This window comes from Saccharothrix ecbatanensis (assembly GCF_014205015.1).
Lineage (GTDB): Bacteria > Actinomycetota > Actinomycetes > Mycobacteriales > Pseudonocardiaceae > Actinosynnema > Actinosynnema ecbatanense.
The window spans coordinates 7546844-7571013 of record NZ_JACHMO010000001.1 but is presented as its reverse complement, the minus strand read 5'-3'; the positions used below and the strand labels follow the sequence as shown (position 1 = coordinate 7571013).

At 71.3% G+C, this 24170-nt stretch carries 23 protein-coding genes; 14 read left to right on the top strand and 9 right to left on the bottom strand.

The annotated features are described in order from the left end of the window. Positions 1–9 precede the first annotated feature (9 nt). Positions 10–1494 (bottom strand): cytochrome ubiquinol oxidase subunit I, encoded by a 1485-nt coding sequence (locus F4560_RS33095; protein ID WP_184926849.1) that lies wholly within the window; start codon positions 1492–1494, stop codon positions 10–12. A gap of 346 nt (positions 1495–1840) precedes the next feature. On the opposite strand from F4560_RS33095, the gene F4560_RS33090 reads away from it, so the two are divergent. Next, the gene (locus F4560_RS33090; RefSeq protein ID WP_184926848.1) at positions 1841–2440 is read left to right on the top strand and encodes a TMEM165/GDT1 family protein; all 600 of its coding nucleotides are present in this window, start codon (positions 1841–1843) and stop codon (positions 2438–2440) included. 17 nt (positions 2441–2457) lie between these two features. Here F4560_RS33090 and F4560_RS33085 read toward each other — a convergent pair whose 3' ends face one another. After that, entirely contained in the window at positions 2458–2841 is a 384-nt protein-coding gene (locus tag F4560_RS33085) for a nuclear transport factor 2 family protein (RefSeq protein ID WP_312869624.1), read from the bottom strand. 68 nt (positions 2842–2909) lie between these two features. Between F4560_RS33085 and F4560_RS33080 the strand changes: the two genes are divergently transcribed. Then, positions 2910–3494: a TetR/AcrR family transcriptional regulator gene (locus tag F4560_RS33080; protein ID WP_184926846.1), complete on the top strand. Its 585-nt coding sequence runs from the start codon at positions 2910–2912 to the stop codon at positions 3492–3494. Between the two features lie 82 nt (positions 3495–3576). Here the strand turns inward: F4560_RS33080 and F4560_RS33075 are convergent, their stop codons facing one another. Genes F4560_RS33075 through F4560_RS33065 form a run of 3 tightly spaced genes read right to left on the bottom strand, consistent with a single transcriptional unit; the run spans position 3577 to position 6286 of the window. Further along, positions 3577–4245: an IclR family transcriptional regulator gene (locus tag F4560_RS33075; protein ID WP_184926844.1), complete on the bottom strand. Its 669-nt coding sequence runs from the start codon at positions 4243–4245 to the stop codon at positions 3577–3579. 5 nt (positions 4246–4250) lie between these two features. Further along, positions 4251–5423 (bottom strand): fumarylacetoacetate hydrolase family protein, encoded by a 1173-nt coding sequence (locus F4560_RS33070; RefSeq protein ID WP_184926842.1) that lies wholly within the window; start codon positions 5421–5423, stop codon positions 4251–4253. Beyond that, positions 5420–6286: a hypothetical protein gene (locus F4560_RS33065; RefSeq protein ID WP_312869623.1), complete on the bottom strand. Its 867-nt coding sequence runs from the start codon at positions 6284–6286 to the stop codon at positions 5420–5422. Before F4560_RS33065 ends, F4560_RS33070 begins: the two co-directional genes overlap by 4 nt. A gap of 69 nt (positions 6287–6355) precedes the next feature. Here F4560_RS33065 and F4560_RS33060 point away from each other — a divergent pair, with 69 nt between their 5' ends. The 7 genes from F4560_RS33060 to F4560_RS33030 all read left to right on the top strand — a co-directional run bounded on the left by F4560_RS33060 (position 6356) and on the right by F4560_RS33030 (position 15210). Further along, positions 6356–7534 carry a homogentisate 1,2-dioxygenase gene (locus F4560_RS33060; protein WP_184926840.1) on the top strand — a complete coding sequence of 393 codons (1179 nt, stop codon included), beginning with the start codon at positions 6356–6358 and terminating at the stop codon, positions 7532–7534. A 61-nt stretch (positions 7535–7595) separates the two neighbouring features. Continuing rightward, a complete protein-coding gene (locus F4560_RS33055; RefSeq protein WP_184926838.1) occupies positions 7596–8870 on the top strand; it encodes an SWIM zinc finger family protein in 1275 nt (424 codons plus the stop codon). Next, entirely contained in the window at positions 8867–10294 is a 1428-nt protein-coding gene (locus F4560_RS33050) for a DUF5691 domain-containing protein (protein ID WP_184926836.1), read from the top strand. The genes F4560_RS33055 and F4560_RS33050 overlap by 4 nt, the downstream gene beginning before the upstream one ends. Then, complete coding sequence (locus F4560_RS33045; RefSeq protein WP_184926834.1) at positions 10291–11379, top strand: ATP-binding protein; 1089 nt, start codon at positions 10291–10293, stop codon at positions 11377–11379. The genes F4560_RS33050 and F4560_RS33045 overlap by 4 nt, the downstream gene beginning before the upstream one ends. Beyond that, positions 11337–13598, top strand: coding sequence for a DUF5682 family protein (locus tag F4560_RS33040; protein WP_312869622.1), 2262 nt, complete (start codon positions 11337–11339; stop codon positions 13596–13598). The genes F4560_RS33045 and F4560_RS33040 overlap by 43 nt, the downstream gene beginning before the upstream one ends. A 60-nt stretch (positions 13599–13658) precedes the next feature. Further along, the gene (locus tag F4560_RS33035) at positions 13659–13892 is read left to right on the top strand and encodes a hypothetical protein (protein WP_184926832.1); all 234 of its coding nucleotides are present in this window, start codon (positions 13659–13661) and stop codon (positions 13890–13892) included. A gap of 139 nt (positions 13893–14031) precedes the next feature. Then, positions 14032–15210, top strand: a complete 1179-nt coding sequence (locus F4560_RS33030; protein WP_184926829.1) for a VWA domain-containing protein — start codon at positions 14032–14034, stop codon at positions 15208–15210. Between the two features lie 4 nt (positions 15211–15214). Here F4560_RS33030 and F4560_RS33025 read toward each other — a convergent pair whose 3' ends face one another. Further along, a complete protein-coding gene (locus F4560_RS33025; protein WP_184926827.1) occupies positions 15215–15679 on the bottom strand; it encodes a hypothetical protein in 465 nt (154 codons plus the stop codon). A gap of 61 nt (positions 15680–15740) precedes the next feature. Then, complete coding sequence (locus F4560_RS33020) at positions 15741–16214, bottom strand: hypothetical protein (RefSeq protein ID WP_312869621.1); 474 nt, start codon at positions 16212–16214, stop codon at positions 15741–15743. A gap of 232 nt (positions 16215–16446) precedes the next feature. On the opposite strand from F4560_RS33020, the gene F4560_RS33015 reads away from it, so the two are divergent. From F4560_RS33015 to F4560_RS33000, 4 genes are all read left to right on the top strand, one after another. After that, complete coding sequence (locus F4560_RS33015) at positions 16447–17205, top strand: DUF2470 domain-containing protein (RefSeq protein ID WP_184926825.1); 759 nt, start codon at positions 16447–16449, stop codon at positions 17203–17205. Between the two features lie 80 nt (positions 17206–17285). Next, on the top strand, positions 17286–18050 hold the full coding sequence (locus F4560_RS33010) for a CPBP family intramembrane glutamic endopeptidase (RefSeq protein ID WP_312869620.1): 765 nt from the start codon (positions 17286–17288) through the stop codon (positions 18048–18050). A 102-nt stretch (positions 18051–18152) separates the two neighbouring features. Then, entirely contained in the window at positions 18153–19388 is a 1236-nt protein-coding gene (locus F4560_RS33005; RefSeq protein ID WP_184926823.1) for an alpha/beta hydrolase family protein, read from the top strand. Between the two features lie 15 nt (positions 19389–19403). Continuing rightward, positions 19404–20060: a GOLPH3/VPS74 family protein gene (locus F4560_RS33000; protein ID WP_184926821.1), complete on the top strand. Its 657-nt coding sequence runs from the start codon at positions 19404–19406 to the stop codon at positions 20058–20060. Positions 20061–20256: 196 nt separating this feature from the next. Here the strand turns inward: F4560_RS33000 and F4560_RS32995 are convergent, their stop codons facing one another. After that, the gene (locus tag F4560_RS32995) at positions 20257–22320 is read right to left on the bottom strand and encodes a caspase, EACC1-associated type (RefSeq protein ID WP_184926819.1); all 2064 of its coding nucleotides are present in this window, start codon (positions 22318–22320) and stop codon (positions 20257–20259) included. Position 22321: 1 nt separating this feature from the next. Next, positions 22322–22681 carry a hypothetical protein gene (locus F4560_RS32990; protein ID WP_184926817.1) on the bottom strand — a complete coding sequence of 120 codons (360 nt, stop codon included), beginning with the start codon at positions 22679–22681 and terminating at the stop codon, positions 22322–22324. Between the two features lie 199 nt (positions 22682–22880). Between F4560_RS32990 and F4560_RS32985 the strand changes: the two genes are divergently transcribed. Further along, entirely contained in the window at positions 22881–24128 is a 1248-nt protein-coding gene (locus F4560_RS32985; protein ID WP_312869619.1) for an arginine deiminase, read from the top strand. Positions 24129–24170: the final 42 nt, after the last annotated feature.

Here is a 24170-nt window from a genome sequence, read left to right as displayed (position 1 = left end):
CTCCCCCTCTCAGTAAGCGAACGACAGGACGTCGTCGGCCTCGGACCGGGCGTCCTCATCGGAACCGGACTTGTCATCCGGCAGTACGCCCGCGATCCCCGCACGGACGTACCGCCGGATCAGGAACACCTCGACGCAGGCCAACACCCCGTAGACCAGCGTCAAGGCGACCAGCGACGTCAACACCTCCCCCGGTGTCGACGACGACACAGCGCGTGCGGTGAACATCCACACGCCGTCCACCCCACCCGGGTTCGGCACGACCACGAACGGCTGCCGACCCATCTCGGTGAAGATCCAGCCGAAGCTGTTGCCCAAGAACGGCGTGGCGACGCTCCCCAGCGTCAACCACTTGAACCACCGCCCTCGCGGCACCCGGCCGCCCCGGACCAGCCACTGGATCACCAGCCCGGCGCCGACCGCGATCGCCCCGAACCCGATCATCAGCCGGAAGCCCCAGTACGTCACCGGCAGGTTCGGCACGTAGTCGATCGGCATCCCCGACAGCTCCCCCAGCCGCGGGTCCACCGGGTAGTTCGCGCCGTACTTCTCCTGGTACTGCGGGATCAGCTCCTCGATGCCCTTGACCTCGGTGGTGAAGTCGTTGTGCGCCAGGAACGACAGCAGCGCCGGCACCGTGATGCTCTTGACGTTCTCGCAGTCGGGCCGCGTCACGTCGCCGATGGCGAACACCGAGAACGCCGCCGGCGACTCCGTGTGGCACAACGCCTCGGCCGCCGCCATCTTCATCGGCTGCTGCTCGAACATCAGCTTCGCCTGCTGGTCACCGCTGATCGCGAGCCCGGTGAACGCCACCACGCCCACCCACGTGCCCACCTTCACCGAAGCGCGCCACACCGGCCCCTCGTCGGTGTGCCGCCACAAGTGCCACGCCGCGATGCCCACCAGGAACGACGCGGCGACCGCGAACGCGCCGAAGATCGTGTGCGGGAACGCGGCCAGCACGGTGTTGTTGCCCAGCACCTCCCAGATCGACGTGAGCCGCGCCCGCCCGTCCACCAGTTCGACGCCGACGGGGTGCTGCATCCACGAGTTCGCGGCCAGGATGAAGTACGCCGACGCCATCGTGGCCAGCGAGAACGCCCACACGCAGGCCAGGTGGGCCTTCTTCGGCAGCCGGTCCCAGCCGAAGATCCACAGGCCGAGGAAGGTCGACTCGACGAAGAACGCGACCAGGCCCTCCATGGCCAGGGGCGCGCCGAACACGTCGCCGACGAAGCGCGAGTAGGCGCTCCACGTCATGCCGAACTGGAACTCCTGGACGATGCCGGTGACCACGCCCATGGCGAAGTTGATCAGCAGCAGCTTGCCCCAGAACTTCGTCATCGCCAGGTACTTGCGGTCGCCCGTGCGCACCCACGCCGTCTGCATCCCGGCCACGAGCAGGGAGAGCCCGATGGTCAGCGGCACCATCAGGAAGTGGTAGACGGTGGTGATGCCGAACTGCCACCGCGCCAGGTCTAGGACGTCCACGGATCGAACGTAGGTCCGCCGCGGGGTCCTGCCTCAGGTACGAGGGTCCCCCTTGGACCAGGACCAAGGTCCCGGATCGCCCACCGTGCCGCCCCGCCCGTGCGCACCGTCACGTCCAGCGCAAACGGGTGCACGGGGTAGGATGAAGGCGCCAGAGGGGAGTAGTTCCCCCGGGTCACCACGACCGGGGCGAGAGGATCGACATACTGATCCGCTTCACCGCGGATCCGGTCCCTCACCCGCTTTCACGAGCGGGCGAACGAGACCTCCGGCCGGGCAGCGCACCACGCCCGGTCGGGGTCGTGCTGCCTCCGTCCGGGTTCCATTTCGGACGTCGGAGGTTCCCGTGGCACCTGAACTCATCGCATTGGCGACGGCCTTCGCCATCGTCTTCCTTGCCGAGCTGCCGGACAAGACCATGGTGGCCACCCTCGTGTTGACCACCCGGTACCGGGCCTGGCCGGTGTTCGCGGGCGTCACGGCGGCGTTCGCGATCCAGTGCGTGGTGGCCGCCACGTTCGGCGGCGTGCTCACCCTGCTGCCCGATCGCGTGGTCGCGGGCATCGTGGCGGTCCTGTTCGGCGTCGGCGCGTTCCTGCTGTTGAAGGAAGGCTTCGCCAAGGACTCCGACGAGGTCGACGGCGCGTCCACCGGACCCGGTCAGGTCACGTTCTGGCGGGCCGCGCTGACGTCGTTCGGCGTCCTTTTCGCCGCCGAGTGGGGCGACGCGTCCCAGCTGGCCACGGCCGCCCTGTCGGCCCGGTACGCGAGCCCGGTGTTCGTGGGTCTGGGCGCGTTCCTGGCCCTGACCACCGTCGCCGCCATCGCGGTCCTGGTGGGCCGCAAGCTCGCCACCCGCATCCCCACGCACCTGATCCAGCGGGTCAGCGGCTGCGTCTTCGCCGCGTTCGCCGTGTTCGCGCTGTGGCAGGCGGTCGTGGCCTAGTCCCGGCTGCGGGCGAGCTAGTCCCGGCTGCGGGTGAGCATGTGCCCTTCGCGCATCCGTCCGTCCGGGGTGAACCGGCCGAAGAACTGCACGTCGATGGCGAGGGTCTTGCCCCCGCTGATCACGTGCAGGGTGTACCGGGCGGCGATCCGGTCACCGTCGGCCAGCGCGTCGTGCACCTCCACGCGTGTGGCGGGCTTCTTCTTGCGCACCGGGCGGACGTGCGCGACGAGCTTGTCCCGGTCGATCGGGTTGCCGTCGGCGAACTGGATCACGTCGCGGGTGTGGTAGCGGTCCACCACGAGTTCGGCGTCCTCTTCGCTGTTCACGATGTCGTCCGTGAAGGAGCTGAAGAAGTCGGCGATGAACTGCTTCGGGTCGGTGGTGACGGTCTGGTTCACGGCTCCCCCTCGCATCTCTTACACGATGTAAGATGACACCAAATCTCAACTTTGACAAGGTGTAAGGGATGCCTCCCTCTCCGGCACGCAACCGCCGAGCCGACGCCCAACGCAGCCGGGCCGCGATCCTGGACGCGGCGGTCCGGCTGCTCAACGCCAACCCCGACGCGGGCGTCGAGGCCATCGCCACGGCGGCGGGCGTGACGCGGCAGACGGTGTACGCGCACTTCCCGTCACGGGAGCGGCTGCTGGCGGCCGTGGTCGACCACGTCACCGAGGAGGCCATCGAGGCGATGGACGCCGCCGACCTCGACACCGGTCCCGCCGCGGACGCGTTGCTGCGGCTGGTCGAAGCCGGGCTGCGGACCGTCTGGCGCTACCCGGTGCTGCTGCGCGCGATCGCTTCGTTGCCGGTGAGCCCGGAAACCGACCACGAGCGCCACGCCCCCGTCGCCGACCGGGTGGGTCGGGTGATCCGGCGGGGGCAGGGGACGGGCGAGTTCGACGCGGGCCTGTCGGCCGGCTGGCTGGTCGCCGTCACGGTGAAGCTCGGCCACGCGGCGAGCGAAGAGGTCGAGGCCGGCGGCATGTCCTACGAGGACGCCACGAAAGCCCTCCGCACCAGCCTGCTCCGGGTGCTCGGCACCCCTTGACCACCGGTCCGGCGCAGGCCCGTGCATTCGCCGCGCTTGATCACCCGAGCGAGGCGTTTCGAGCCATCCAACGGCCCGTGCGTCAACGCAACGCGTCAGCGACCTCCTGAGCCGCCCGCACCACGTGCGGCCCGACGACGTCACCCTCCAGCTTCTCCAGGGCCACCACGCCCACGCTGGCCCGCAACCCGGGCACCCCGCGCACCGGCGCCGCGACCCCGTACGCCCCCGGCTGCAACTCGCCCGTCGACTGCACCCACTGCCGCCCCTCCGGCGGCAGCCCGATGGCCTTGCCCGCCGCACCCCGGTGCACGGGATGGCGCGACCCGACCCGGTACGCCACGTGGTACGCCGTCCACGACGGCTCGACCACCGCCACCGCCTGCGCCTCGGTCCCGTCGGCCACGGTCAGGTGCGAGGTCGCGCCCACCGTCTCCGCCAACGTCCGCAACGCGGGCTGCGCGCCCATCCGCAGCTGCGGCAGCACGTTCGCCGCCAGCCGCAGCACCCCGAGCCCGAGCCGCACCTTCGACCCCTCGCGCCGCACCAGCCCACGCGACTGCAACGGCACCAGCAGCCGGTACACGGCGGCCCGCGAAGCGCCGATGGCCGCCGCCAACTCGCTGATCGACGGCGCCTCCGACTCGGCGTCCGCCACCGCCTGGAGCAGCGCCAAGCCCCGCTCCAGGGTCAGCGAGCTCTCCTTGGAAGCCGGCGCCGGCAGCCGGCCGCGGGGATCAGGTCTGACCACGCGCTCTACCTCTCCCGAGCGGGCGCGATCGTGCCGACCACCTCGGCCAGCCCGACGACCGAACCGCCCTCACCCGGAGCCGTCGCGGTGATCCGCACCGTGTCGCCGTCCTCCAGGAACGTCCGCTCGCCGTCGCCGAGCGCCACCCGCTCCTGCCCGCCCCAGCTCAGCTCCAGGAAGGAGCCGCGCTGGTCGCGGGCGGGACCGGACACGGTGCCCGACGCGATCAGGTCGCCCGGCCGAACCGTAGCCCCGTTCACCGACAGGTGCGCGAGTTGTTGCGCGAACGTCCACGACATCTCGCGGAACGGCGGCCGGGACACGACCGTGCCGTTCCACTCGACCTCCAGGTCGATGTCCAGACCCCAGGACCGTTCCTCGACCAGGTACGGCAGCAGGTCGTGGCCCATCGGGGGCGGCGACACGCGGGCCACCGCGAACGCCTCCAACGGCGTGATCCAGGCCGAGACCGACGTGGCGAACGACTTCGCCAGGAACGGCCCGAGCGGCTGGTACTCCCACGCCTGGATGTCCCGCGCGGACCAGTCGTTGACCAGCGCCACGCCGAACACGTGGTCGGCGGCCTGCGACGGGGTCAGCCGGGACGCGACCGGCCCGCCGCACACGAACCCGACCTCGGCCTCGATGTCCAACCGGCCCGTGGGACCGAACACGGGGCCCGACGACGACCGCCGCTGCCCGTGCGGCCGGACGACCGGCGTGCCGGACACGACGACCGTCCCGGCCCGCCCGTGGTAGCCGATGGGCAGGTGCGTCCAGTTCGGCAGCAGCGCCTCGCCGTCGGGTCGGAAGATCCGGCCGACGTTCTCCGCGTGGTGCCGCGACGAGTAGAAGTCCACGTAGTCGGCCACGGTGAACGGCAGCACGGCGCCGTCCAACGCCACCAGCTCCGCCCCGCGCGGCGCGGACGTGGCCGAGACGATCTCGACCAGCCGCGCCCGCAGTTCGCTCCACGCGGGCCGTCCGGCCGCCAGCAGGGCGTCCAGCGTCCCCGTGGCCGCCAAGGGCTCCAGGCGCTCACCCAGGGCCAGTCCGCGCAGCAACAGGGCTTGGTCGCCCACCCGCACCGCGACACCGCCGGGCAGCACGCCGTACGGCAGCGTTTGCGGCCCGAACGGCGCGTCGGCGGTGAACTCAGGGTCGTCGATCCAGCTCACAGCAGACCCAGCTCCTCCAGGTCGGCGATCGGCTCGTCCAGCGAGCACGACCCGTAGGAGGCGAACACACCGCGGACGGCGTGCGCGGCCTGGTCGGACAACGCGTTGGCCTCTTCGCCCAACGCGACCGCGTCCGTGCTGGACAACGCCTCACGCACGTCACCGCCGGACAGCGAGCGCGCGGTGGCGACCAACAGGTTGAGGAACCCGTGGTGGGTGAAACCGGTCTGGCCGTCCGTGCGCCGGACGGCGTGGTGCAGCCCGGCCGTCGCCTTGAAGGCCACGCCGCCGCCGCTCACCACCGCCAGGAAGTCGGCGACCTCGTCCACGCTGGGGAAGTTCTCCTTGCTGACTCCTCCGCACCTCAGTTTGGGCCAGCTGCCGTGCTCGATGACGCGACGGACGCCGTCCAGCCACTCGGCGCCGCCCCGCCTCGGCTCGACCACCCTGATGACGTCCTCGGGCACGAACTCGGAGACGCGTTCCAGCCACACCTCGTCCACGTCGGACGGGGCGGGCATCTCGACCATCCGCAGCGCCAGCAACTCGCTGCGGGATTCGACGATCGACACGGCCTTGGGCACACCGCCCAGGCCCGTGTCGATGACCAGTGACAGGGCGATCGGCTTCACCGGTTTGACCTTGATCAACTCGGTGATGAGCTCGGCAAGTCGGGACGCGGGGCACAGGAACAACCCCACCGCACCGGCCCATTCCCCGGCGCGTGCGTCGAGGTGGCCGCGGATCGCGTCGGGCATTGCCGCGCTGCCCGGCGGGAACAGTGCGGCGTCGTCGACAAGCCGCGCGAGCAGGGGCGGAGTCCCGCGTGGACCGGGCGCACGGAGTTCGAAGGCGCTTGACACGGCTGACACGCTAGTGGCGTACCGGTCAATGAACAAAGATGTCCGACTATCGAACGCCCGGAGTGAGCCATGGCGTACTACCGCCAGGTGGGTGAGATCCCCCGTAAGCGCCACACGCAGTTCCGCACACCGGAGGGCGGGCTGTACGCGGAAGAGCTGATGGGCGTGGAGGGCTTTTCCGCCGATTCCGCCCTGCTCTACCACCGCCACCTGCCGACCGCGATCGTCGACGCGGTCACCGTCGAGGAGGCGCGCGGCGCGTTGGCGCCGAACCTCCCGCTGAAGCCGCGGCACTTCCGCACACCCGCGCTGACCTGGGACTCTTCCGACGTCGACGCGGTCACCGGGCGGCGCGTCCTGTTCGGCAACGCGGACGTGGTGATCGCCTTCGTGACCGCCACCGCGCCCAGTCCGCTGTACCGCAACGCGGCCGGCGACGAGCTGCTGTACGTGCAGTCCGGTGAGGGTGTGGTGGAGACGATCTACGGCGCGCTGCCGGTCGCCGAGGGCGATTACGTGGTGCTGCCGACGTCGTGCACCTATCGGGTGGTGCCGGGCCGGCCGATGAACCTGCTCGTGCTGGAAGCCGGCGGACACATCGGACCACCGAAGCGGTACCTGTCCGGCAAGGGGCAGTTCCTGGAGCACTCGCCGTACTGCGAGCGCGACGTCCGCGGGCCGCTGGAGCCGCTGATCGTGGACGGCGAGGACGTGGACGTGCTCGTGCGGCACCGCGCCGGCCTCACCCGGTTCACGTACGCCAACCACCCGTTCGACGTAGTGGGCTGGGACGGCTGCCTGTACCCATGGGCGTTCAACATCCGCGACTTCGAGCCGATCACGGGCCGCGTGCACCAGCCGCCGCCGGTGCACCAGACGTTCGAGGGGCCGAACTTCGTGGTGTGCTCGTTCGTGCCGCGCAAGGTGGACTACCACCCGTTGTCGATCCCGGTGCCGTACAACCACGCGAACGTGGACTCCGATGAGCTGATGTTCTACGTCGGCGGTGACTACGAGGCGCGCAAGGGGTCGGGCATCGGCATCGGCTCGCTGTCCCTTCACCCGTCCGGTTGCACCCACGGGCCGCAGCCGGGGGCGGTCGAGGCGTCGCTCGGGGTGGACTACTTCGACGAGACCGCGGTCATGGTGGACACGTTCCGGCCGTTGGAGCTCGGTGAGGCGGCGGTGGCGTCCGAGGACCCGAAGTACGCCTGGTCCTGGGCTCGCCGCGGTCCTGACCTGGATTGACGACCGCGCTCGGACCAGGTGATCGACTAATTGTCGGTGGGTGCCTCTAACGTCTGCCGGCATGGACGCACAAGCGCTTCTGGAGCAGGCCCCGGACGGTCAGGTGGCGAGCAGCGCCACCCGGCTGGCGGGGTCCTCCGGGTGGCAGGGGACGGGTCGCAGCGACACGGCCCTGTGGGGCCTGTGCAAGGGCAGTGGCAAGAACCCGTACCAGGTGTGCGTCGACCTGGGTGACCGGGCGACGAAGTGCTCGTGCCCGTCGCGCAAGTTCCCGTGCAAGCACGCGTTGGCGCTGCAACTGCGTGACGCGCGTGAGCCGCTGCCCGCGTCCGAAACGCCCGACTGGGTGAACGAGTGGCTGGGCCGACGCAACCGCGCCGCCGTTCCGGCCGTTGCCGACGAGTCGCCGGAAGCGGTGGAGCGGCGGGCCAAGGCCAAGGAGAAGACGGCCCTGGCCAGGGAGAACGCGGTGCGGGCCGGGGTGGCCGGGCTGACCGACTGGCTGGCCGACGTGGCGGGCGCCGGGCTTGCCGGGTTGCCCGCAAGGGACGCGGCGTGGTGGCACTCGATCGGGGCACGGATGGTCGACGCGCAGGCCAAAGGGCTGGCGTCGGCGGTGGACGAGGTGCACGGCATCGTCGCGGCGGGCGGGGCGCGGTGGGCGCACGACGCGGCCGACCGGTTGGGCGGCTTGCACCTGTTGGCGCGGTCGGCCGAGTCGCCTTCGCCCGTGGTGCGTCGGCGGCTGGGTTTTTCGGTGGCCGAGGAGGACGTCCGGGCCGGGCCGGGTTGGTCGGATCACTGGGTGCCGTTGTTGAGGCTGGAGTCCGATGACGGCTTGGTGCGGACCGTGCGGCAGTGGATCTGGGGGCGTTCGCACGGCTGGGTCGTGGGGGTGCGGCATGCCGGTGGCGGGGCGCGGCCGGTGCTGCCGTTGACGCACGGCGTGCAGGTGCAGGGCGTGTTGCACCCGTATCCCGACGTGCCGCCGCACCGGGTGGCCGTGGGCGAGTTGCTGGTCGAGCGGCAGCCTGAGCCGGTGCCCGCGCCGGAGTCGTGGCGTGCGGCGTTGGCGGGGTTGGAGGAGTTCTTGAAGGCCGATCCGTGGGCGCGCCTGCACCCGCTGGGGTGTGCGTCGGTGCGGGTCACCGAGGACACGAGGCATCTGGTGGACGCGACGGGCCGCGGGGTTCCGGTCCGGTCGGACTTGGCGCTGGACCAGGCGCTGGCGTTGACCGGCGGCGCTCCGTTCGACGCGTGGGGTCTGTGGAACGGCCGTGAACTGCGCTTGGGCGCCGTCGCTTCGCCGGGCAGCGCACCGGAGGTCCTCGGATGACCCTCCACAACGAATGGGACGAGGTCGTGCAAGCGGCGCTGGTGGGCGCACACCGGGCGGGCACCACCCCGACCGACCTGCTGGACCGCGTCGCGGCGCTCGGCGTAGCCGCCCACGGCGCCCAGCTGCCGCCGGTCGTCGACGCCCCACTGCTGCCCGCCGCCCCCGGGTCCGACGACGCGCGGGCCAACCCGACAGCCAGGTCCGTCCTGGTCCAGATCGTCGCCTTGGACGACCAGATCCTGCTCACGGAGTGGTGCGGCATGGCCAGGGCCGCGCGCGTGGTCGCCGACCACCGCGAACTGCCCGCCCTGCTGGGCCTGGGCACCGCGCACCCCGGCCTGCGCCCGGCCGTCGCCGCCGTCCTAGGAGACCGCGGCCGCTGGCTGGCGACGATCCGGCTTGCCTGGTCATGGGCCGCTACCGGCGCCGTCACCGAAGAGGTCGATCTCGAGCAGGCCCTCGACCTGCCCGGCAGGTCCCGCCTCGACGCCCTGCGCCGCGCCCGCAACCGCGACCGCGTGAAGACCCGCGAGTTCCTGGCCGCCCAGTTCGAGGTCCAGCGCCGTGCCACCGACCGCCAAGTGTTGGTCAGCGCACTGGAAGCGAACCTCGGCCCGGACGACGAACCGCTCCTCGAACGCGCCTTGGCCGACCGGGCGATCGGCGTCCACGACGAGGCGTTGCGCCTCCTCCGCACCCTGCCTGCCTCGGCCCTCGCCGACCGTGCCGCCGAACGCCTGCACCGCGGCCTGTGGCTCACCGCGGACGGGTTCGACGTGCAGAGCGACGAGCTGTGGGCCGATTCCTCGCCTGAGCCGGACGAGGCCCGTGACCTGCTGAAAGACGGTTCCGAGGCCGGTGTCGCGGGTCGGATCAGGGGCGCGGCGGCGAGCGTTCCGCCGCAGCACTGGACCAGCCGCCTCGACACCGACGACGAGGGCGCCGCCGCCGAGCTGGCCCGCGGTCCGTGGGCGAGTGCGTTGCTGCGCGGGGTGGCGCAGAACCTGAAGCTGGCCGACGACGCCCGGCCGTGGGCGGTCGCGGCGACGCGGTCGCTGACCGGCATGGAGCAGTTGGAGATGCTGAGCGGCCTGCCCGCCGAACTGGCCGCGCGCACCGTGGTCGAGGTGTCGCGGCAGTGGAACTACGACCTGCTCGACCACGCCTGCTCGCAGCTGCCCGGACCGTGGAGCGCGGACGCCACCGCCGCCCTGCTCGACTGCTACGCCGGCATGCGCGACCCGAGGTGGCTCGCCGGTCGGCCGCCCGCCGTGCTGCTGGCCAGGGGTGACGCCGAGGTGCTCGGCGCGAACTGGGCCCGCATCACCGAGCGCTGGCCCGTGCACACCGCCGAACTCGACGTCCTGCGCCTGCGCATGCAGTTGCGCGAGGCGTTCAACCACCAGGAGGAGAGCCAGTGACCACCGAATCCGTGCTGCGGCCCGCCGCGGAACAGCAGTACGCCGCGGAACTCGCGGCCTTGGCGGCGGCGGACGACCGACCGCGTCCGCCGCGCTGGCGGATGTCGCCGCAGGCGGTGGTCACGTACGTGCTCGGCGGCACGCTGCCGGACGGCACGGTGATCACGCCGAAGTACGTCGGCGACCGGCGGCTGGTCGAGGTGGCCGTCGGCACGCTGGTAACCGACCGGGCGTTGTTGCTGGTCGGCGTGCCGGGAACGGCGAAGTCGTGGCTGTCGGAGCACATCGCGGCGGCGGTCAGCGGCAACTCGATGCTGACCGTCCAGGGCACCGCGGGCACCGGCGAGGACCAGGTCCGCTACGGCTGGAACTACGCCCGGCTGATCGCCGAGGGCCCGTCCGAGGCGGCGTTGGTGGCGAGCCCGATCATGACGGCGATGCGCACCGGCGCGGTGGCCCGCGTCGAGGAGCTGACCCGGATGCCCGCCGAGGTGCAGGACTCGTTCATCACGATCCTGTCCGAGAAGACGCTGCCGGTGCCGGAGCTGGGCATCCAGGTGCAGGCGGTGGCGGGGTTCACCGTGATCGCCACCGCGAACGACCGCGACCGGGGCGTGAACCAGATGTCGTCGGCGCTGGCCCGGCGTTTCAACACGGTCGTCCTGCCGCCGCCCGCGACGGAGGACGCCGAGGTGGAGATCGTGCTGGCCCGCTCCGCGCAGCTCGGCCGCGCGTTGCAGCTGCCCGCCGAGCCGCCCGCGTTGGAGGAGGTGCGCCGGGTGGTGCGGATCTTCCGCGAGCTGCGCAACGGGTCCACTGTGGATGGTCGGACGCAGTTGAAGAAGCCGAGCGGCAGCCTGTCCACGGCCGAGGCGATCTCGGTGGTGACCAGCGGCATGGCGTTGGCGGCGCACTTCGGCGACGGCACGATCACCGCCGACGAGGTGGCGTCCGGCCTGCTCGGCGCGGTGGTCAAGGACCGGGTGTCGGACACGGCGGCGTGGCGGGAGTACCTGGAAGCGGTGGTCAAGGAGCGGGCCGAGTGGCGCGACCTGTACCGGGCGTGCCAGGACGCGGTGGGCTGATGGCGCGCGAACAGCCCTTGCCCGAGCGGGTGACGCTGCTCGGCATCCGGCACCACGGTCCCGGTTCGGCGCGGATGGTCGCGGCGGCGCTGGAGGCCGTGCGGCCGGAGGTGGTGCTGATCGAGGGGCCGCCGGAGGGTGACGCCCTGCTGTCCCACGTGCCGAACCTGACGCCGCCGGTGGCGTTGTTGCTGCACGACGAGGCAGAACCGTCACAGGCCGCTTTCTGGCCGTTCGCGGAGTTCTCGCCGGAGTGGCGGGCGATGAAGTGGGCTCACGCCCACGGTGTGCCGGTGCGCTTCTTCGACTTACCGGCCGCCGCGTCGCTCGGCGAGCCCCCGGACCCCGATGCCCCTGATGCCCCCGACGCCCCCGACGCTGGACCAAAGGCAGCCCTCGACCCTTTGGGCACGCTGGCGGAGGCAGCCGGCTTCGACGACCCGGAGCGCTGGTGGGAGGACGTGGTCGAGCACCACACCGATCCCGAGGACCTGGCCGAGGCGGTCGCCGAGGCGATGGGGGCGTTGCGCGAGGAGTTCGCCGATCAGGTGGACGCGCGGACGTTGCGCCGTGAGGCGGCGATGCGGCAGAACGTGCGGCAGGCGTTGAAGGACGTGGAGGGGCCGATCGCGGTGGTCGCCGGTGCGTGGCACGTGCCCGCGCTGCGCACCCTGCCGCCCGCCTCGGTCGACGCCGCAGCCCTGAAAGGCTTGCCGCGCAAGAAGGTTTCGGGCACGTGGGTGCCGTGGAGCCACGGTCGGCTGGCGTCGGCGTCCGGTTATGGCGCGGGTATCGACTCGCCGGGCTGGTACGCGCACTTGTGGGAGTGCGCCGAACGAGGCGACGCCGTGCCGCGGTGGTTCGCCAAGGCGTGCGCGGTGTTGCGGGCGGAGGATTTGCCGGCGTCCACGGCGAGTGCGGTGGAGGCCGTGCGGCTGGCGGACGCGTTGGCGGCGATGCGGGGAAGACCGTCGCCGGGGTTGTCGGAGGTGATGGAGGCGTCGCTGGCGGTGTTGTGCGGGGGTGACGCGACGCCGTTGCGGCTGGTGCACGAGCAGTTGGTGGTCGGTGAGCGGCTGGGTGAGGTCGGGGATGACGTGCCGACGTCGCCGCTGGCCGCGGACTTGGCGCGGTTGCGGAAGCGGCTGCGGCTGCCCGCGAGTGCGTTGGCCAAGCCGATCCGTCTGGACCTGCGGAAGGACACGGATCGGGAGCGGTCGAAGTTGTTGCGGCGGCTGGAGGTGTTGGACGTGCCGTGGGGGACGCCGGACACGACCCGCACGCTGGGCACGTTCGCCGAGGCGTGGCAGCTGCACTGGAAGCCGGAGTTCGAGGTAGCGCTAGCGGTGGCCGCTCGGCATGGGACGACGGTCGAGGCCGCCGCGCGGACTGTGCTCGTGACGGGGGCGGGGGACGCGACGCGGGTGGTCGACGCGGCGGAGTCGCTGAGCCGGTCGGTCGGGTGCGAGATCCCGGAGGCGGTCGCGGCGTCACGTCAGGCGCTGGACCGGTGTGCGGCGGCGGCGACGGATGCGTTGGAGCTGCTGGCCGCGCTGCCGGACCTGGCGACGACGGTGCGTTATGGCTCGGTGCGCGGGACGGACCCGGAGTTGCTGCGGGTGGCGTTGCACGGGTTGTTGGCGCGGGGGGCGGTCGGGTTGCCGTTGGCGTGTCGGGGGGTGGATGAGGACACGGCGGAACGTGCGGTCAAGGCGGTGGAGGGTGCGGACGACGCGGTGCGGTTGGCGGCCGATGAGGAGCACCGGGACACGTGGCAGCGGGCACTGAAATCGCTGGTCAGGATGCCGGACGCACACGGTCTGCCGACGGGTCGGGCGACGCGGCTGCTGTGGGAGACGGGTGCGCTCGATTCGGACGAGGTAGCCGCACGCCTGCACCGGGCGGTGTCGCTGGCGTCCGGCGCGACGGCGTTCGTGGCCGGGTTCCTGCGTGGGTCGGCGTCGTTGCTGACGGCGGATTCGCGGCTGTTCGGTGTGGTGGACGAGTGGCTGACGGGGTTGTCGGGGGCCGATTTCGCGGCGGCGCTGCCGTTGTTGCGGCGGGCGGTGGGCGAGTTCAGCCCGCCGGAGCGGCGGATGCTCGGCGACCGGGTCAGGGGAACGGCGGCGGGTGGTGCGGCGGCTTCGAGCGAGTGGGACGAGGAGTTGGCGGCACGGCTCGTGGGGCACGTGCGCGACCTGTTGGCGGCCAGCACGTGACGTGCGGCGGCCTGTTCACGGCGGCCTGTTCACGACGGCCTGTTCACGACGGCCCGGCACATGCGCGAGCGCGGACATGCCGGTGTGGCGGTGCCGGTGGCGGTGCCGGTGGCGGTGTGCCGGTGGCGGTGTGGCGGTGGCGGTGTGGCGGTGGCGGTGTGGCGGTGGCGGTGTGGCGGTGGCGGTGTGGCGGTGGCGGTGGCGGTGGCGGTGTGCCAGTGGCTGGGACGTTCGAAGCGGAGTAGCCGGCGGGCGTTGGCGGTGGGTTGGGCAGCGGGTGGTGTGAGGGGGTGACCTGAGAGGGGTGGTTGGGCGGGGTTCCTCATGGTTCTTAACCGAGGGGCGGTAACGGTGTTTCCGTACATATTTTGGCGATGATCACCCGATGGTGTGAGTACGGGCCTTCGGCGACCGGGGATGGGTGGGGTGGGGCATGACGCAAGATATCGCGGCCGAGAGGCAGCGGCGGTGGAGGTTGTTGTTGGGTGGGGCGGCTGGTGATCTTGGGTCGCTGAGCTCTGACGATCAGCGGCGGGATTCCGCGTTGACCGGGTTGTACGGCGGCGGCGGTGACGATGCGCCCTCCAGCGGTGGCAAACGCAGCGCAGGGCTTGGCGGGTCGTCGCCCGTGCTCCACCGCTGGCTCGGTGACGTGCGCACCTACTTCCCCAGCTCCGTCGTCCAAGTCATGCAGCGCGACGCGGTGGAGCGGTTGGGGCTTCGCCAACTCCTCCTCGAACCGGAACTGCTGTCCAGCGTGGAACCGGACGTCAGTCTGGTGGGCACGCTCGTCTCACTGTCCCGCGCCATCCCCGAACGCACCCGCGAGACCGCCCGCGCGGTAGTCCGCAAAGTGGTGGAGGACATCGAGCGCAAGCTCGCCGACCGCCTCCTCGCCGCCGTCCACGGCGCGATCGACCGGTCCCGGCGCACGAGCCGCCCGCGTCTGTCCGATGTGGACTGGAATCGCACGATCCGGAAGAACCTCCGCCACTACCAGCCCGACCAGCGCACGGTCGTCGTGCAAGACCTGGTCGGCAACAGCCGGCGCAGCCGACAGGCCTCCCTGCGCGACGTGATCCTGCTGGTCGACCAGTCCGGTTCGATGGCCGAATCCGTCGTCTACTCCGCCGTCCTCGGCGCGTCGCTCGCCTCGCTGAAGGCCGTCGACACGAAGCTGGTCGTGTTCGACACCGAGGTCGTCGACCTCACCGAGCAGCTGAAGGACCCCGTCGACCTCCTCTTCTCCACCCAACTCGGCGGCGGCACGGACATCAACCGCGCGGTGGCGTACGGGCAGTCGCTGGTGCGCCGCCCGACCGACACCGTCATGGTCCTGATCAGCGACCTGTACGAGGGCGGTGTCGCGCGGGAGCTGCAACGGCGGGTCCGCGAGTTGGTGCAGAGCGGTGTGACGGTCGTCGTCCTGCTGGCGTTGTCGGACAGCGGCACGCCCGCCTACGACCACGAGCTGGCCGCCCGGCTGTCGGACTTGGGCGCGCCCGCGTTCGCCTGCACGCCGGACCGCTTCCCCGACCTGCTGGCGACCGCGTTGCGACGCGAGGACGTCGCCGCCTGGGCCGAGCAGAGCGGCATCCCGGTCGGCCGCTGACCCCCTACCTGATCACCACGCGGCCCAAGGTCAGGAACGGCGCGCCCCGGGTCAGCACTGCCGCGCGCCCACGCGGGTCGGGTCCGGCCATCCACACCTGGCCGCCGCGCCGGATGTTCTCGCGCACCCGTTCCGGCACCTCCCACAGCCGCAGGAACGTGCGGTCGGATCCGGCCGTCTCCAAGTACGTCTGCCGTCCGACCCGAGCCCGACCCGGCACGAAAGCCACCGACACGGCGTGCCGCGGGTAGCTGTCGAGCAACCGCACCAAGCTGCGCCGCGAGAAGAAGTGCCGCAGCCCGGGAACCGCGAACTCGACGCACAACGGCGTGAGCACGAACACCCACGGCGACCCGATCCGCTCCGACACCACCCACAGCACCAGGGCCGCGACCAGTCCAAGCCCAATGAACCCGACCGCACGACGATCCGCGCCGGTCAGGCACTTGTCCACCCAAGCCTCACCCACCACCGCTCCCAGCAAACCAGAAGTCCGCCCCTGGGGTAGCCGAATAAACGATCATCCAAACTCACCCGCGGACGATCTTCGCCGGGAACAGCTTGGGCACGCCCCGGAACGTCACCACCGTGTTCCCGGCACGGTCGGGCGACACGACCCAAGCCCGCCGATGCCGGCGGATCCGTCCACGCGCCAGCGGTCCGGCGCTCACGTCAAGGACAACGGGCCGCACGCCGTGCACGACAAGCAGTCCCTCACGCCAGTGCACCCGCACGTACACCCAAGCGTGGTCGTCCAACACTTTCGGGTAGGGCTGCCGCCGGGCGAGCCCGAACCCCAGCACCAACACGGAGAACAGCAGCAGCACAAGCGGCAGCGGGGACGTGACCTCGAAGACGAAGATCAACGCGAGCTGGAGCGCGAACGCGAGCACCCCCAGGACGACCCAGCCGAACGCGCGCCGACCGGCCATCTCCAGGCAGTACCGGGTCCACCGGTCATCGAGAGCCGCACCTCGGGTGGACGGCTTGTTCGGCACGACCACGAGCCACCTCCGCCAGGCGAACCAAGATTACGACGAACGCCCGCCCTGCCGAATCGGCCAACCGGCCCGAACCCGACGCCCACCCGGGCGACCCCGCTCGGCGCGTCGGTTGCGCACGCCCTAGCCTGCGTGAACCATTCGGACCTGCGGGATCGTGACCGGTTGGGCCGGTCGAGGGACTACCGCCACCGGGCTCCGGCAAGTTAGGCTGCCCTAAGTTGGGAGGTGAGCGGTGAACGAGACACGTCGACCGCCGGCACCGCATCCGGCGGAGCGGGCTCGCACCATCGCCGCCCGGGGTGGGCGCGCGGCCCTGTTGCCGTCGGACGGCACGGAGAACCGGATCACGCCGGTGCTGCACCACGTCCACCCGCATGGTGACGCGACGATCGTGCTGCCGGACGAGCACCCGCTGGTCGAGTCCGCCCGCGCGGCCGAGGTGACCGCCATGCTGGAGCTCGCCGACCAGGCGCCCGTGCAGCTGCGTGAACCGGTTCGCGGCCTGCTCTGGATCACCGGTTGGCTGCGCACGCTCGCCCTGGACGAGGCCCGCGAGGCCGGTCTCCAGGTCGCCGACGTGCGCCCGGACCCGCGGCTGCTCGACATCGGGCACGGCGCGTCCGTGCTCAGGTTGACGCCCGCGTCGCTGGTGGTGGCCGACGCCGAGGGCACCACGTCGCTGCGGCCCGAGCTGTTCGCGCAGGCCGAGCCGGACCCGTTCGCCGCGTTCGAGGACCACTGGCTGCGTCACCTGGAGCTGTCGCACCGCGATGTGGTGGGCCAGCTGGCGCAGCACCTGCCGGACAGGCTGAAGGGCGGTCACGTGCGTCCGCTCGGGCTGGACCGCTTCGGCCTGCGGCTGCGGGTGGAGATGGCGGACGAGGACCACGACGTGCGCATCGCGTTCTCCCAGTCGGTGAGCACGGCGCAGGAGTTGGCGGGCGAACTGCGCCGGCTGATGGGCTGCCCGTTCCTGGCACAACGCCGCTGAGCCCAACGCCGCTGAGCCCGACGCTGAGCCGACGACGCCGAGCCCGACGCCGCTGACCACCGCGCGGTTACCGTGTGCGGGTGATCGAAGACCTCGACGCCCGGGCCCGCCACGGCTACCGGCTGGAACTGCTGCTCGTCTTCGCCGTGACGCTCGGCCTGTCCGGGGTGCGGAGCCTGGTGCGGCTGCTGGACAGTCTGCTCGACCCGGTGCCGCTGAACGAGCAGAAGGTCGCGATCAACGTCCCGCAGGCGCGGTTCGACCTGCTCGACCTGATCGCGCAGCTGCTGAGCGTCGTGCAGCTCGCGGCGTGGGGCGGGCTCGGGCTGTACCTGCTGTGGCGCGGCGGGATCAAGCTGAAGGCGCTGGGCCTGGACCGCACGCGGATCGGCCCGGACGCGCTGGGCAGCCTCGGTCTGGCCGCGTTGATCGGCATCCCGGGGCTGATCTTCTACCTGATCGCGTGGAACCTGGGCCTGAACCTGGCCGTGCAGCCGTCCACTTTGGACGAGTCGTGGTGGCGCAGCGTCGTGCTCATCCTGGCCGCCGTGGGCAACGCGTGGGCCGAGGAAGTGCTGGTCGTCGGGTACTTCATCACCCGGCTCAAGCAACTGGGCTGGCGGGACAACACGGCGTTGCTGGCCAGCGCGGTGCTGCGCGGCTCGTACCACCTGTACCAGGGGTTCGGCGGGTTCGTCGGGAACCTGGTGATGGGGTTGGTGTTCGGCAAGGTGTGGCAGCGCACGAACCGGCTTTGGGTGCTGGTCGTCGCGCACGCGCTGCTCGACGTAGTCGCGTTCGTCGGCTACACGGCGTTGCGCGGTCACGTGTCGTGGCTGCCGTAAATCAACCGCGCGAGGTATATGCCGCTCCACCGTGAGACGGACGCGTGCGCACGTGCGACACGGAAGCATCAGGGCCGCAGCCCACTGAAAGGGACAACCCTGATGCGCACCACAGCGCTGGCCGTCGCGGTCATCGCAACCCTTGTCGTAGCAACACCTCCGGCCGCCGCCTCCACCGGCACGAAGATCATCATGCCGGCGCTGAGCGGACGACATCCCGTCGGCACCGCGGAACTGCACCTGGTCGACCAGCGGCCGGACCCGTGGCAGCCCACGACCGACCGCGAGCTGATGGTCACCGTCTCCTACCCGACCCGCGCCGCGGACGGAGAGCGCGCGCCGTGGATGACGTCGGGCGTGGCGACGGTGATCGACACGCAGGCGACGCCGTCCCTGTTCGGCCTGCCTCCCGGTTCGGTGGACTGGGCTTCGACCCGGCGTCAGGCATTGGTGAACGTGCCGGCGGCCCGAGGTGACTGGCCGGTGGTGCTGTTCTCACCGGGATTCGGTTCGTTGCGGGAGCTCAACGCGGGCCTCACCGACGACCTGGCGAGTCGCGGGTACGTCGTGGTCTCGATGTCGCACACGCACGAGTCGGCCGTGGTCGAGTTCCCGGGCGGACGGGTCGAGCCGCCGATGGTCGACGACGACCTGGTCGACCAGCGCAAGACCGCCATCGACACCAGGGTCGCCGACACCCGGTTCGTGCTCGACCAGCTCGGGCGGATCGCGCGCGGGGAGAACCCGGACGCCGAGCACGACCCGTTGCCGAGCGGTCTCGGCGCCGTGATGGACCTGTCGCGGGTCGGCATGTTCGGCCATTCGTACGGCGGTTACACGGCGGGCGAGACGATGGTGCACGACCGGCGGATCGACGCCGGGATCAACGTGGACGGTTCCATGGGCTACGGCTCCGCTGACGACTACCGGCCCGGTGAGGTCGTGACGCGCGGGCTGGACCGGCCGTTCATGCTGGTGGGTGGTGATTTCGTGGACCCGGTGACGGGCGGGCGGATCGTGCACTCGCACCAGGACCCCGGCTTCGACCCGACGTGGGCGGACTTCTGGCCGAACCAGCGGGGGTGGAAGCGGGACCTGCATTTCGACGCGAGCACGCACTACAGCTTCACCGACCTCCAGATCGCGGTCCCCCAGTTGGGTGGTCTGCTGACCCCGGTGAAGCAGCGGGAACTCGTCGGCGCGATCGACGCGACCCGGTCGTTGGCCGCCCAGCACGACTACTTCGCCGCGTACTTCGACGTACACCTGAAAGAGCGGCACAGCCCGCTTTTCCGGGGTGACTCGCCGCGTTATCCGGACGTCCGGTTCATCGGTTGAACCTAGGGTGGGGTCATGGACGACCTCACCTTGGCCGACGAACTGGTGCTGCTCGCCTACGACGACAACGGCTCGCGCAAGCTGGGCCAGCCGGCGCTCGGCTACGGGCTGGCCGGGGCGCTGTTGGTCGAGTTGGCGTTGGCGGAACGGGTCGACGTGGTGGACAAGAAGGTCACCGTGCTGGACCCCACGCCGGTCGGACGGCCGCTGCTCGATCAGGCGTTGGCCAGGATCGCGGACGACAAGCCGCGCAAGCCGGGGCACTGGATCTCGAAGCTGAGCAAGAAGCTGACCGACGAGGTGCTGGACGGGCTCGTGGCCGGTGGCGTGCTGCGCCGTGAGGAGGACCGGGTGCTGCTGGTGTTCCCGCGCACCCGGTTCCCCGCGCCGGACGGCGTGCAGCCGGCGGCGGAGACCGACGCTCGGGCGCGGATGACGTCGGCGATCACGAGTGACGGGCCGGTGGACCCGCGGACGGCGGCGTTGTGCGCGTTGGTGAAAGCCGTCGACTACGACCGCAAGGTCTTCGCCGACCTGCCGCGCGCGGTGGTGCGGAAGCGGTTGAAGGTGATTTCCGAGGGCGACTGGGCGGCGACCGCGGTGCGCAAGGCGATCGAGGAGGTCCAGTCCGCGATCACGGTCGCCGTCATCGTGCCTGCGGCATCGAGCTGACCTGCACAAATGCACGAATGCTGTTTCGGCTCAGGCGTAGCCGCCTCGCACACGTGGAAGAATCAAGAACAGGGGTCCCCCTGGTCGGGGGACCCCTGATTCGCGTTCTGAGCGTTCGACTTGCGGGTCCTGAAGGTTCGACTCGCGGGTCCTGAGCGTTCGACTCGCGGGACCTGAAGGTTCGACTCGCGGGGGGTTAGCCGATTAGGAGGAAGCGGGCGGCGGTGTGGGCGGCGGCGGTGGCGATGGTTCGGGCTGCGCCGGCCGAGTCGAGCAGGGACGGGTCCAGGTCGGGGACGGTCAGGGCGGCGTTCTCGGCGATGTGGCGGGACGGTTCGGATAACGCGGCGGCGAAGGCTTGCCAGCCGGCGGTTTCCTCCGGGGTTCCGGTGGCCTCCGCGGCCAGGCGGGCGCCGATGTCGGCCAGGCCGACGCCGCCACCGCGTAGGACGCCTTCCTGCGCAGCGCTGTGAACGGCACGAACGGCGCGCTCCACCTTGGCCACGTCCGCGGCTTCGGCTCGGACAAGAGCGGCGTGGTCACCCGCGCCCGAGCTGTAAGCGGGGGCGAGCACCACCGTGTCCCGCTCGGTGGCCACGACCTTGGCCGCACGGCCCAACGACGACTTGAACCGGGGCTCGTCCACCAGCAGCGTGTACTGGATCGCGCCGCCGACAAGACTCTGCAACCGCTCCAGCACGTCCTCAGTGGCACCCGCCACCACGACGACTTGGCCACGCATACCCACCAACTCCGCGAGTTCCGCGTGCGGCAGGTTCGAGCAGACCAGCAACAGGCTTTGCGTGCCGATCTCCATGTCGTCCAGCAGCTTCCGAACGTCGCCAAGTCGACCGCCGACCAGCAGCACCACCGCGTCCTCCAACACGGCCGCTCCGCGGGTGGTGTCCGTGACGAACCGGCTCGACGCGTACCCGAGGTCGAGGCGCGTGCCGCGGTGGATCTCGAACTCCAGCCCGAAACCGTTGCCCTCCTCCACGAGCACAGACCCACGCATCCCGGTTGTCGCCACCACGGACGCGACGAAGTCACCGATCTTGGCGGAACCCGCGGCGGCGGTAGCCAACGCCGACACGTCCGACACCTCCAACGGCACCGCCGCCTCGGCGATCAGCGAGCTCGCCTGAGCAGCAGCCGCCAGCACGCCGCGCCTCAACCAGACCGGGTCGTGGCCGTCCCGCATCGCCTCGACCAGACCGCCGATCACGCCACGAGCCACCGCCACCGCCGACGCCGCGCCGTCACCCGCGTCCCGCCGCACCTCCTCCACCAACTCCCGCACGTACCCCGCCCCCAGCGAGTCGCGCGGGTCGTCCGGCTGGAACGCGGCGACGATGGCGGACGCGTCGGACAGCTCCACCGGCCGCCGGTCCACGAACACCACGGCCCGCCGCCCCATCGGCCCCAACGTCCGGCACACCGGCTCGGCGGCAGCCCGGAAGCCACGCGCCACCAGCCACTGCCCGGACGTGTAGGTCGCCGTGCGCCGCACCCTCCGCCCCGGCGCGCCACCGGTCCGCGCGATCCGCAACGGCTGTGACGAGCCGTGCGCGAAGAACTGCGGCGTCTGATCGGGCCGCCGCACCCGCACCTCGCCCTGCGCGTACGTGAACAGCTCGTTGACGTCGATCCACCCGTCGCCGTCGAGGTCCGCCGCACCGCTCGTCAGACCCTCGATCAGCACGTCCGTGAACAGCGACGCCAGCGGCGCGTCCAGCGACAGCGAGTCCTGCTCGAACGCGTACTCGTAGGCGTTGGACGCGGTCATCACGACGTACCCGGTGCCCACGTCGTCGATCACGGCAGCATCGGCCGATGCCTTGAACCCCTCCACGAACGCGCCGCTGAAGCAGCAGTCCAGCACCAGGATCCGCCCCGACGCGCGGCAGTCCTCCAGCTGTTCGTTGAGGAACGAGCGCGGGATCGCGGTGCCGGCGGGCCGGTCCTGCACCGTGTTCGACGCGGCGAAGTACAGCCGCCGCGCGGGCGTGGTGAGGCCGTGGCACGAGAAGTACAGCAGCACCAGGTCGTCGGGACCTCGCGCGGCGAGCACTTCCTCCACCGCACGGCGGATCTCGTGGTCGGCACGGTCGCGCAGCACCTCGACCGACGTGAAGCCGCCGACGTCCGGGTCCTCCAGCACGGCGGCGAGCCGTTCCACGTCCTGCTCGGGCGCGCGCAGCCGGCTCAGCCGGACGTCCTCGTACTCGCCGGTCGCGACCAGGAGCGCGTACCGGCCCACGTCACCCCTCGCTCTCGTGCTCGCGCAGCCACGCCTCCAGAACCGCCTTCTGGGACCGCGCGTCGACACCTTCGACGGTGATCTCGTCCTCACCGTCCTTGATCGTCACCTTGCGCGCGCTGCCTCGCTGCACGAACGACGTCACCACGGACGCGACGGCGGCGGCCACGGCGGCGGGCAGGGCGCCGTTGAGCACGAGTTCGGCGACGGTCGCCCCCGCGCCGCTCTTCGAACCTGACGGCGCCTCGGCCGGTGCGGGCCGTGCGTCCACCCTGGCGGCCCTGACCAGCTCCTGGAGCAGCTGGTTCGTCGCCGAGTCGGCCTGGCCGGGTGCGTCGATGAACAAGCGGAAGTCCGCCACTGATCCTCCCCTGTAGAACACGATCATCCCGCAACCACGTCACCGGACCGGCGGTCCACCGGACGACGCAACATTCGATAAGCCCATCGGCCAAATTACGCAACGAATCGTCATTCCAAGGCAGCCATACGATCGAGTTTCGCCGGAACAGACCACACAGAGCTGCTGATCGGACCGACCACGGGCTACTCTCGATCCCGTGACTGCGCACATCGCCCAGACCGCGTCCACCGACGGCGTGCCGGCACCGGCGCCCCGGGTCGACAGCGAAGTCGGCCCCCTCCGCACGGTGCTGCTGCACCGGCCCGGCGCCGAGCTCAAGCGGCTCACCCCGCGCAACAACGACCAGCTGCTGTTCGACGGCGTGCCGTGGGTCGACCGCGCCCAGGAGGAGCACGACGCGTTCGCCGAGCTGTTGCGCGGGCGCGGCGTGGAGGTGCTGCTGCTGTCGGACCTGCTGGTCGACGCGCTGCACGACGACCGGGCCCGGATCGCGGGCATCCACAGCGCGGTCAACGAACGGCGGCTGGGCATCGACCTGGCCGACGCGTTGCGCTCGCACCTCGCGTCGATCAGCCCGGACCAGCTGGCCACCGCCCTGATGACCGGCATGACGTTCGAGGAGCTGCCGGCCGCCGAGGGCGCGTCGCTGGTGCGCAAGATGCACCACCCGATCGACTTCGCCGTGGACCCGCTGCCGAACCTGCTGTTCACCCGTGACTCGTCGGTGTGGGTGGGCGACCGGGTCGCGATCACGTCGCTGGCGCTGCCCGCCCGCGACCGGGAGACCGCGCTGACCGACCTGATCTACGCCTACCACCCGCGGTTCCGCGAGACGGGCCGCGCGTACGGGGCGCACTCCGCGCCGGTCGAGGGCGGTGACGTGCTGCTGCTCGCGCCGGGCGTGCTGGCGATCGGCGTCGGCGAGCGCACCACGCCGGCGGGCGCCGAGTCGTTCGCCCGGTCCGCGCTGGCCGACGGTCTGGCGCACACCGTGCTGGCGGTGCCGATCACGCAGGAGCGCGCGACCATGCACCTGGACACGGTGTGCACGATGGTCGACCAGGACGCCGTGGTGATGTACCCGGCCGTGCGGGAGCACCTGTTCGCCTACCCGGTCCGGTCGGACGGCGCCGGCGGCGTCGTGGTGGAGGACCGGCGGCCGTTCCTGGAGGCGGCGGCCGACGCGATGGGCATCGAGAAGCTGCGCGTGATCGACACCGGGCTGGACCCGGTGACCGCGGAACGCGAGCAGTGGGACGACGGCAACAACACGCTGGCCGTCGGGCCGGGCCTGGTCGTGGCCTACGAGCGGAACGTGGAGACGAACGCGCGGCTTGAGGACGCGGGCGTCGAGGTGATGCGGATCAGCGGTTCGGAGCTGGGCTCGGGCCGGGGCGGACCGCGCTGCATGTCGTGCCCGATCGATCGCGCCGCACTCGCCTGAATCAGTGCGGGAAAGGGTTGCCTAAGCTTTCTTCGGTGACCC

What these genes read in the sequence shown, in the direction of transcription:
- F4560_RS33050 (WP_184926836.1), top strand. Translation starts at nt 8,867, where the DNA reads ATGACCCTCCACAACGAATGGGACGAGGTCGTGCAAGCGGCGCTGGTG.
- F4560_RS33035 (WP_184926832.1), top strand. Translation starts at nt 13,659, where the DNA reads ATGCGCGAGCGCGGACATGCCGGTGTGGCGGTGCCGGTGGCGGTGCCG.
- F4560_RS33060 (WP_184926840.1), top strand. Translation starts at nt 6,356, where the DNA reads ATGGCGTACTACCGCCAGGTGGGTGAGATCCCCCGTAAGCGCCACACG.
- F4560_RS33005 (WP_184926823.1), top strand. Translation starts at nt 18,153, where the DNA reads ATGCGCACCACAGCGCTGGCCGTCGCGGTCATCGCAACCCTTGTCGTA.
- F4560_RS33000 (WP_184926821.1), top strand. Translation starts at nt 19,404, where the DNA reads ATGGACGACCTCACCTTGGCCGACGAACTGGTGCTGCTCGCCTACGAC.
- F4560_RS33030 (WP_184926829.1), top strand. Translation starts at nt 14,032, where the DNA reads ATGACGCAAGATATCGCGGCCGAGAGGCAGCGGCGGTGGAGGTTGTTG.
- F4560_RS33055 (WP_184926838.1), top strand. Translation starts at nt 7,596, where the DNA reads ATGGACGCACAAGCGCTTCTGGAGCAGGCCCCGGACGGTCAGGTGGCG.
- F4560_RS33080 (WP_184926846.1), top strand. Translation starts at nt 2,910, where the DNA reads ATGCCTCCCTCTCCGGCACGCAACCGCCGAGCCGACGCCCAACGCAGC.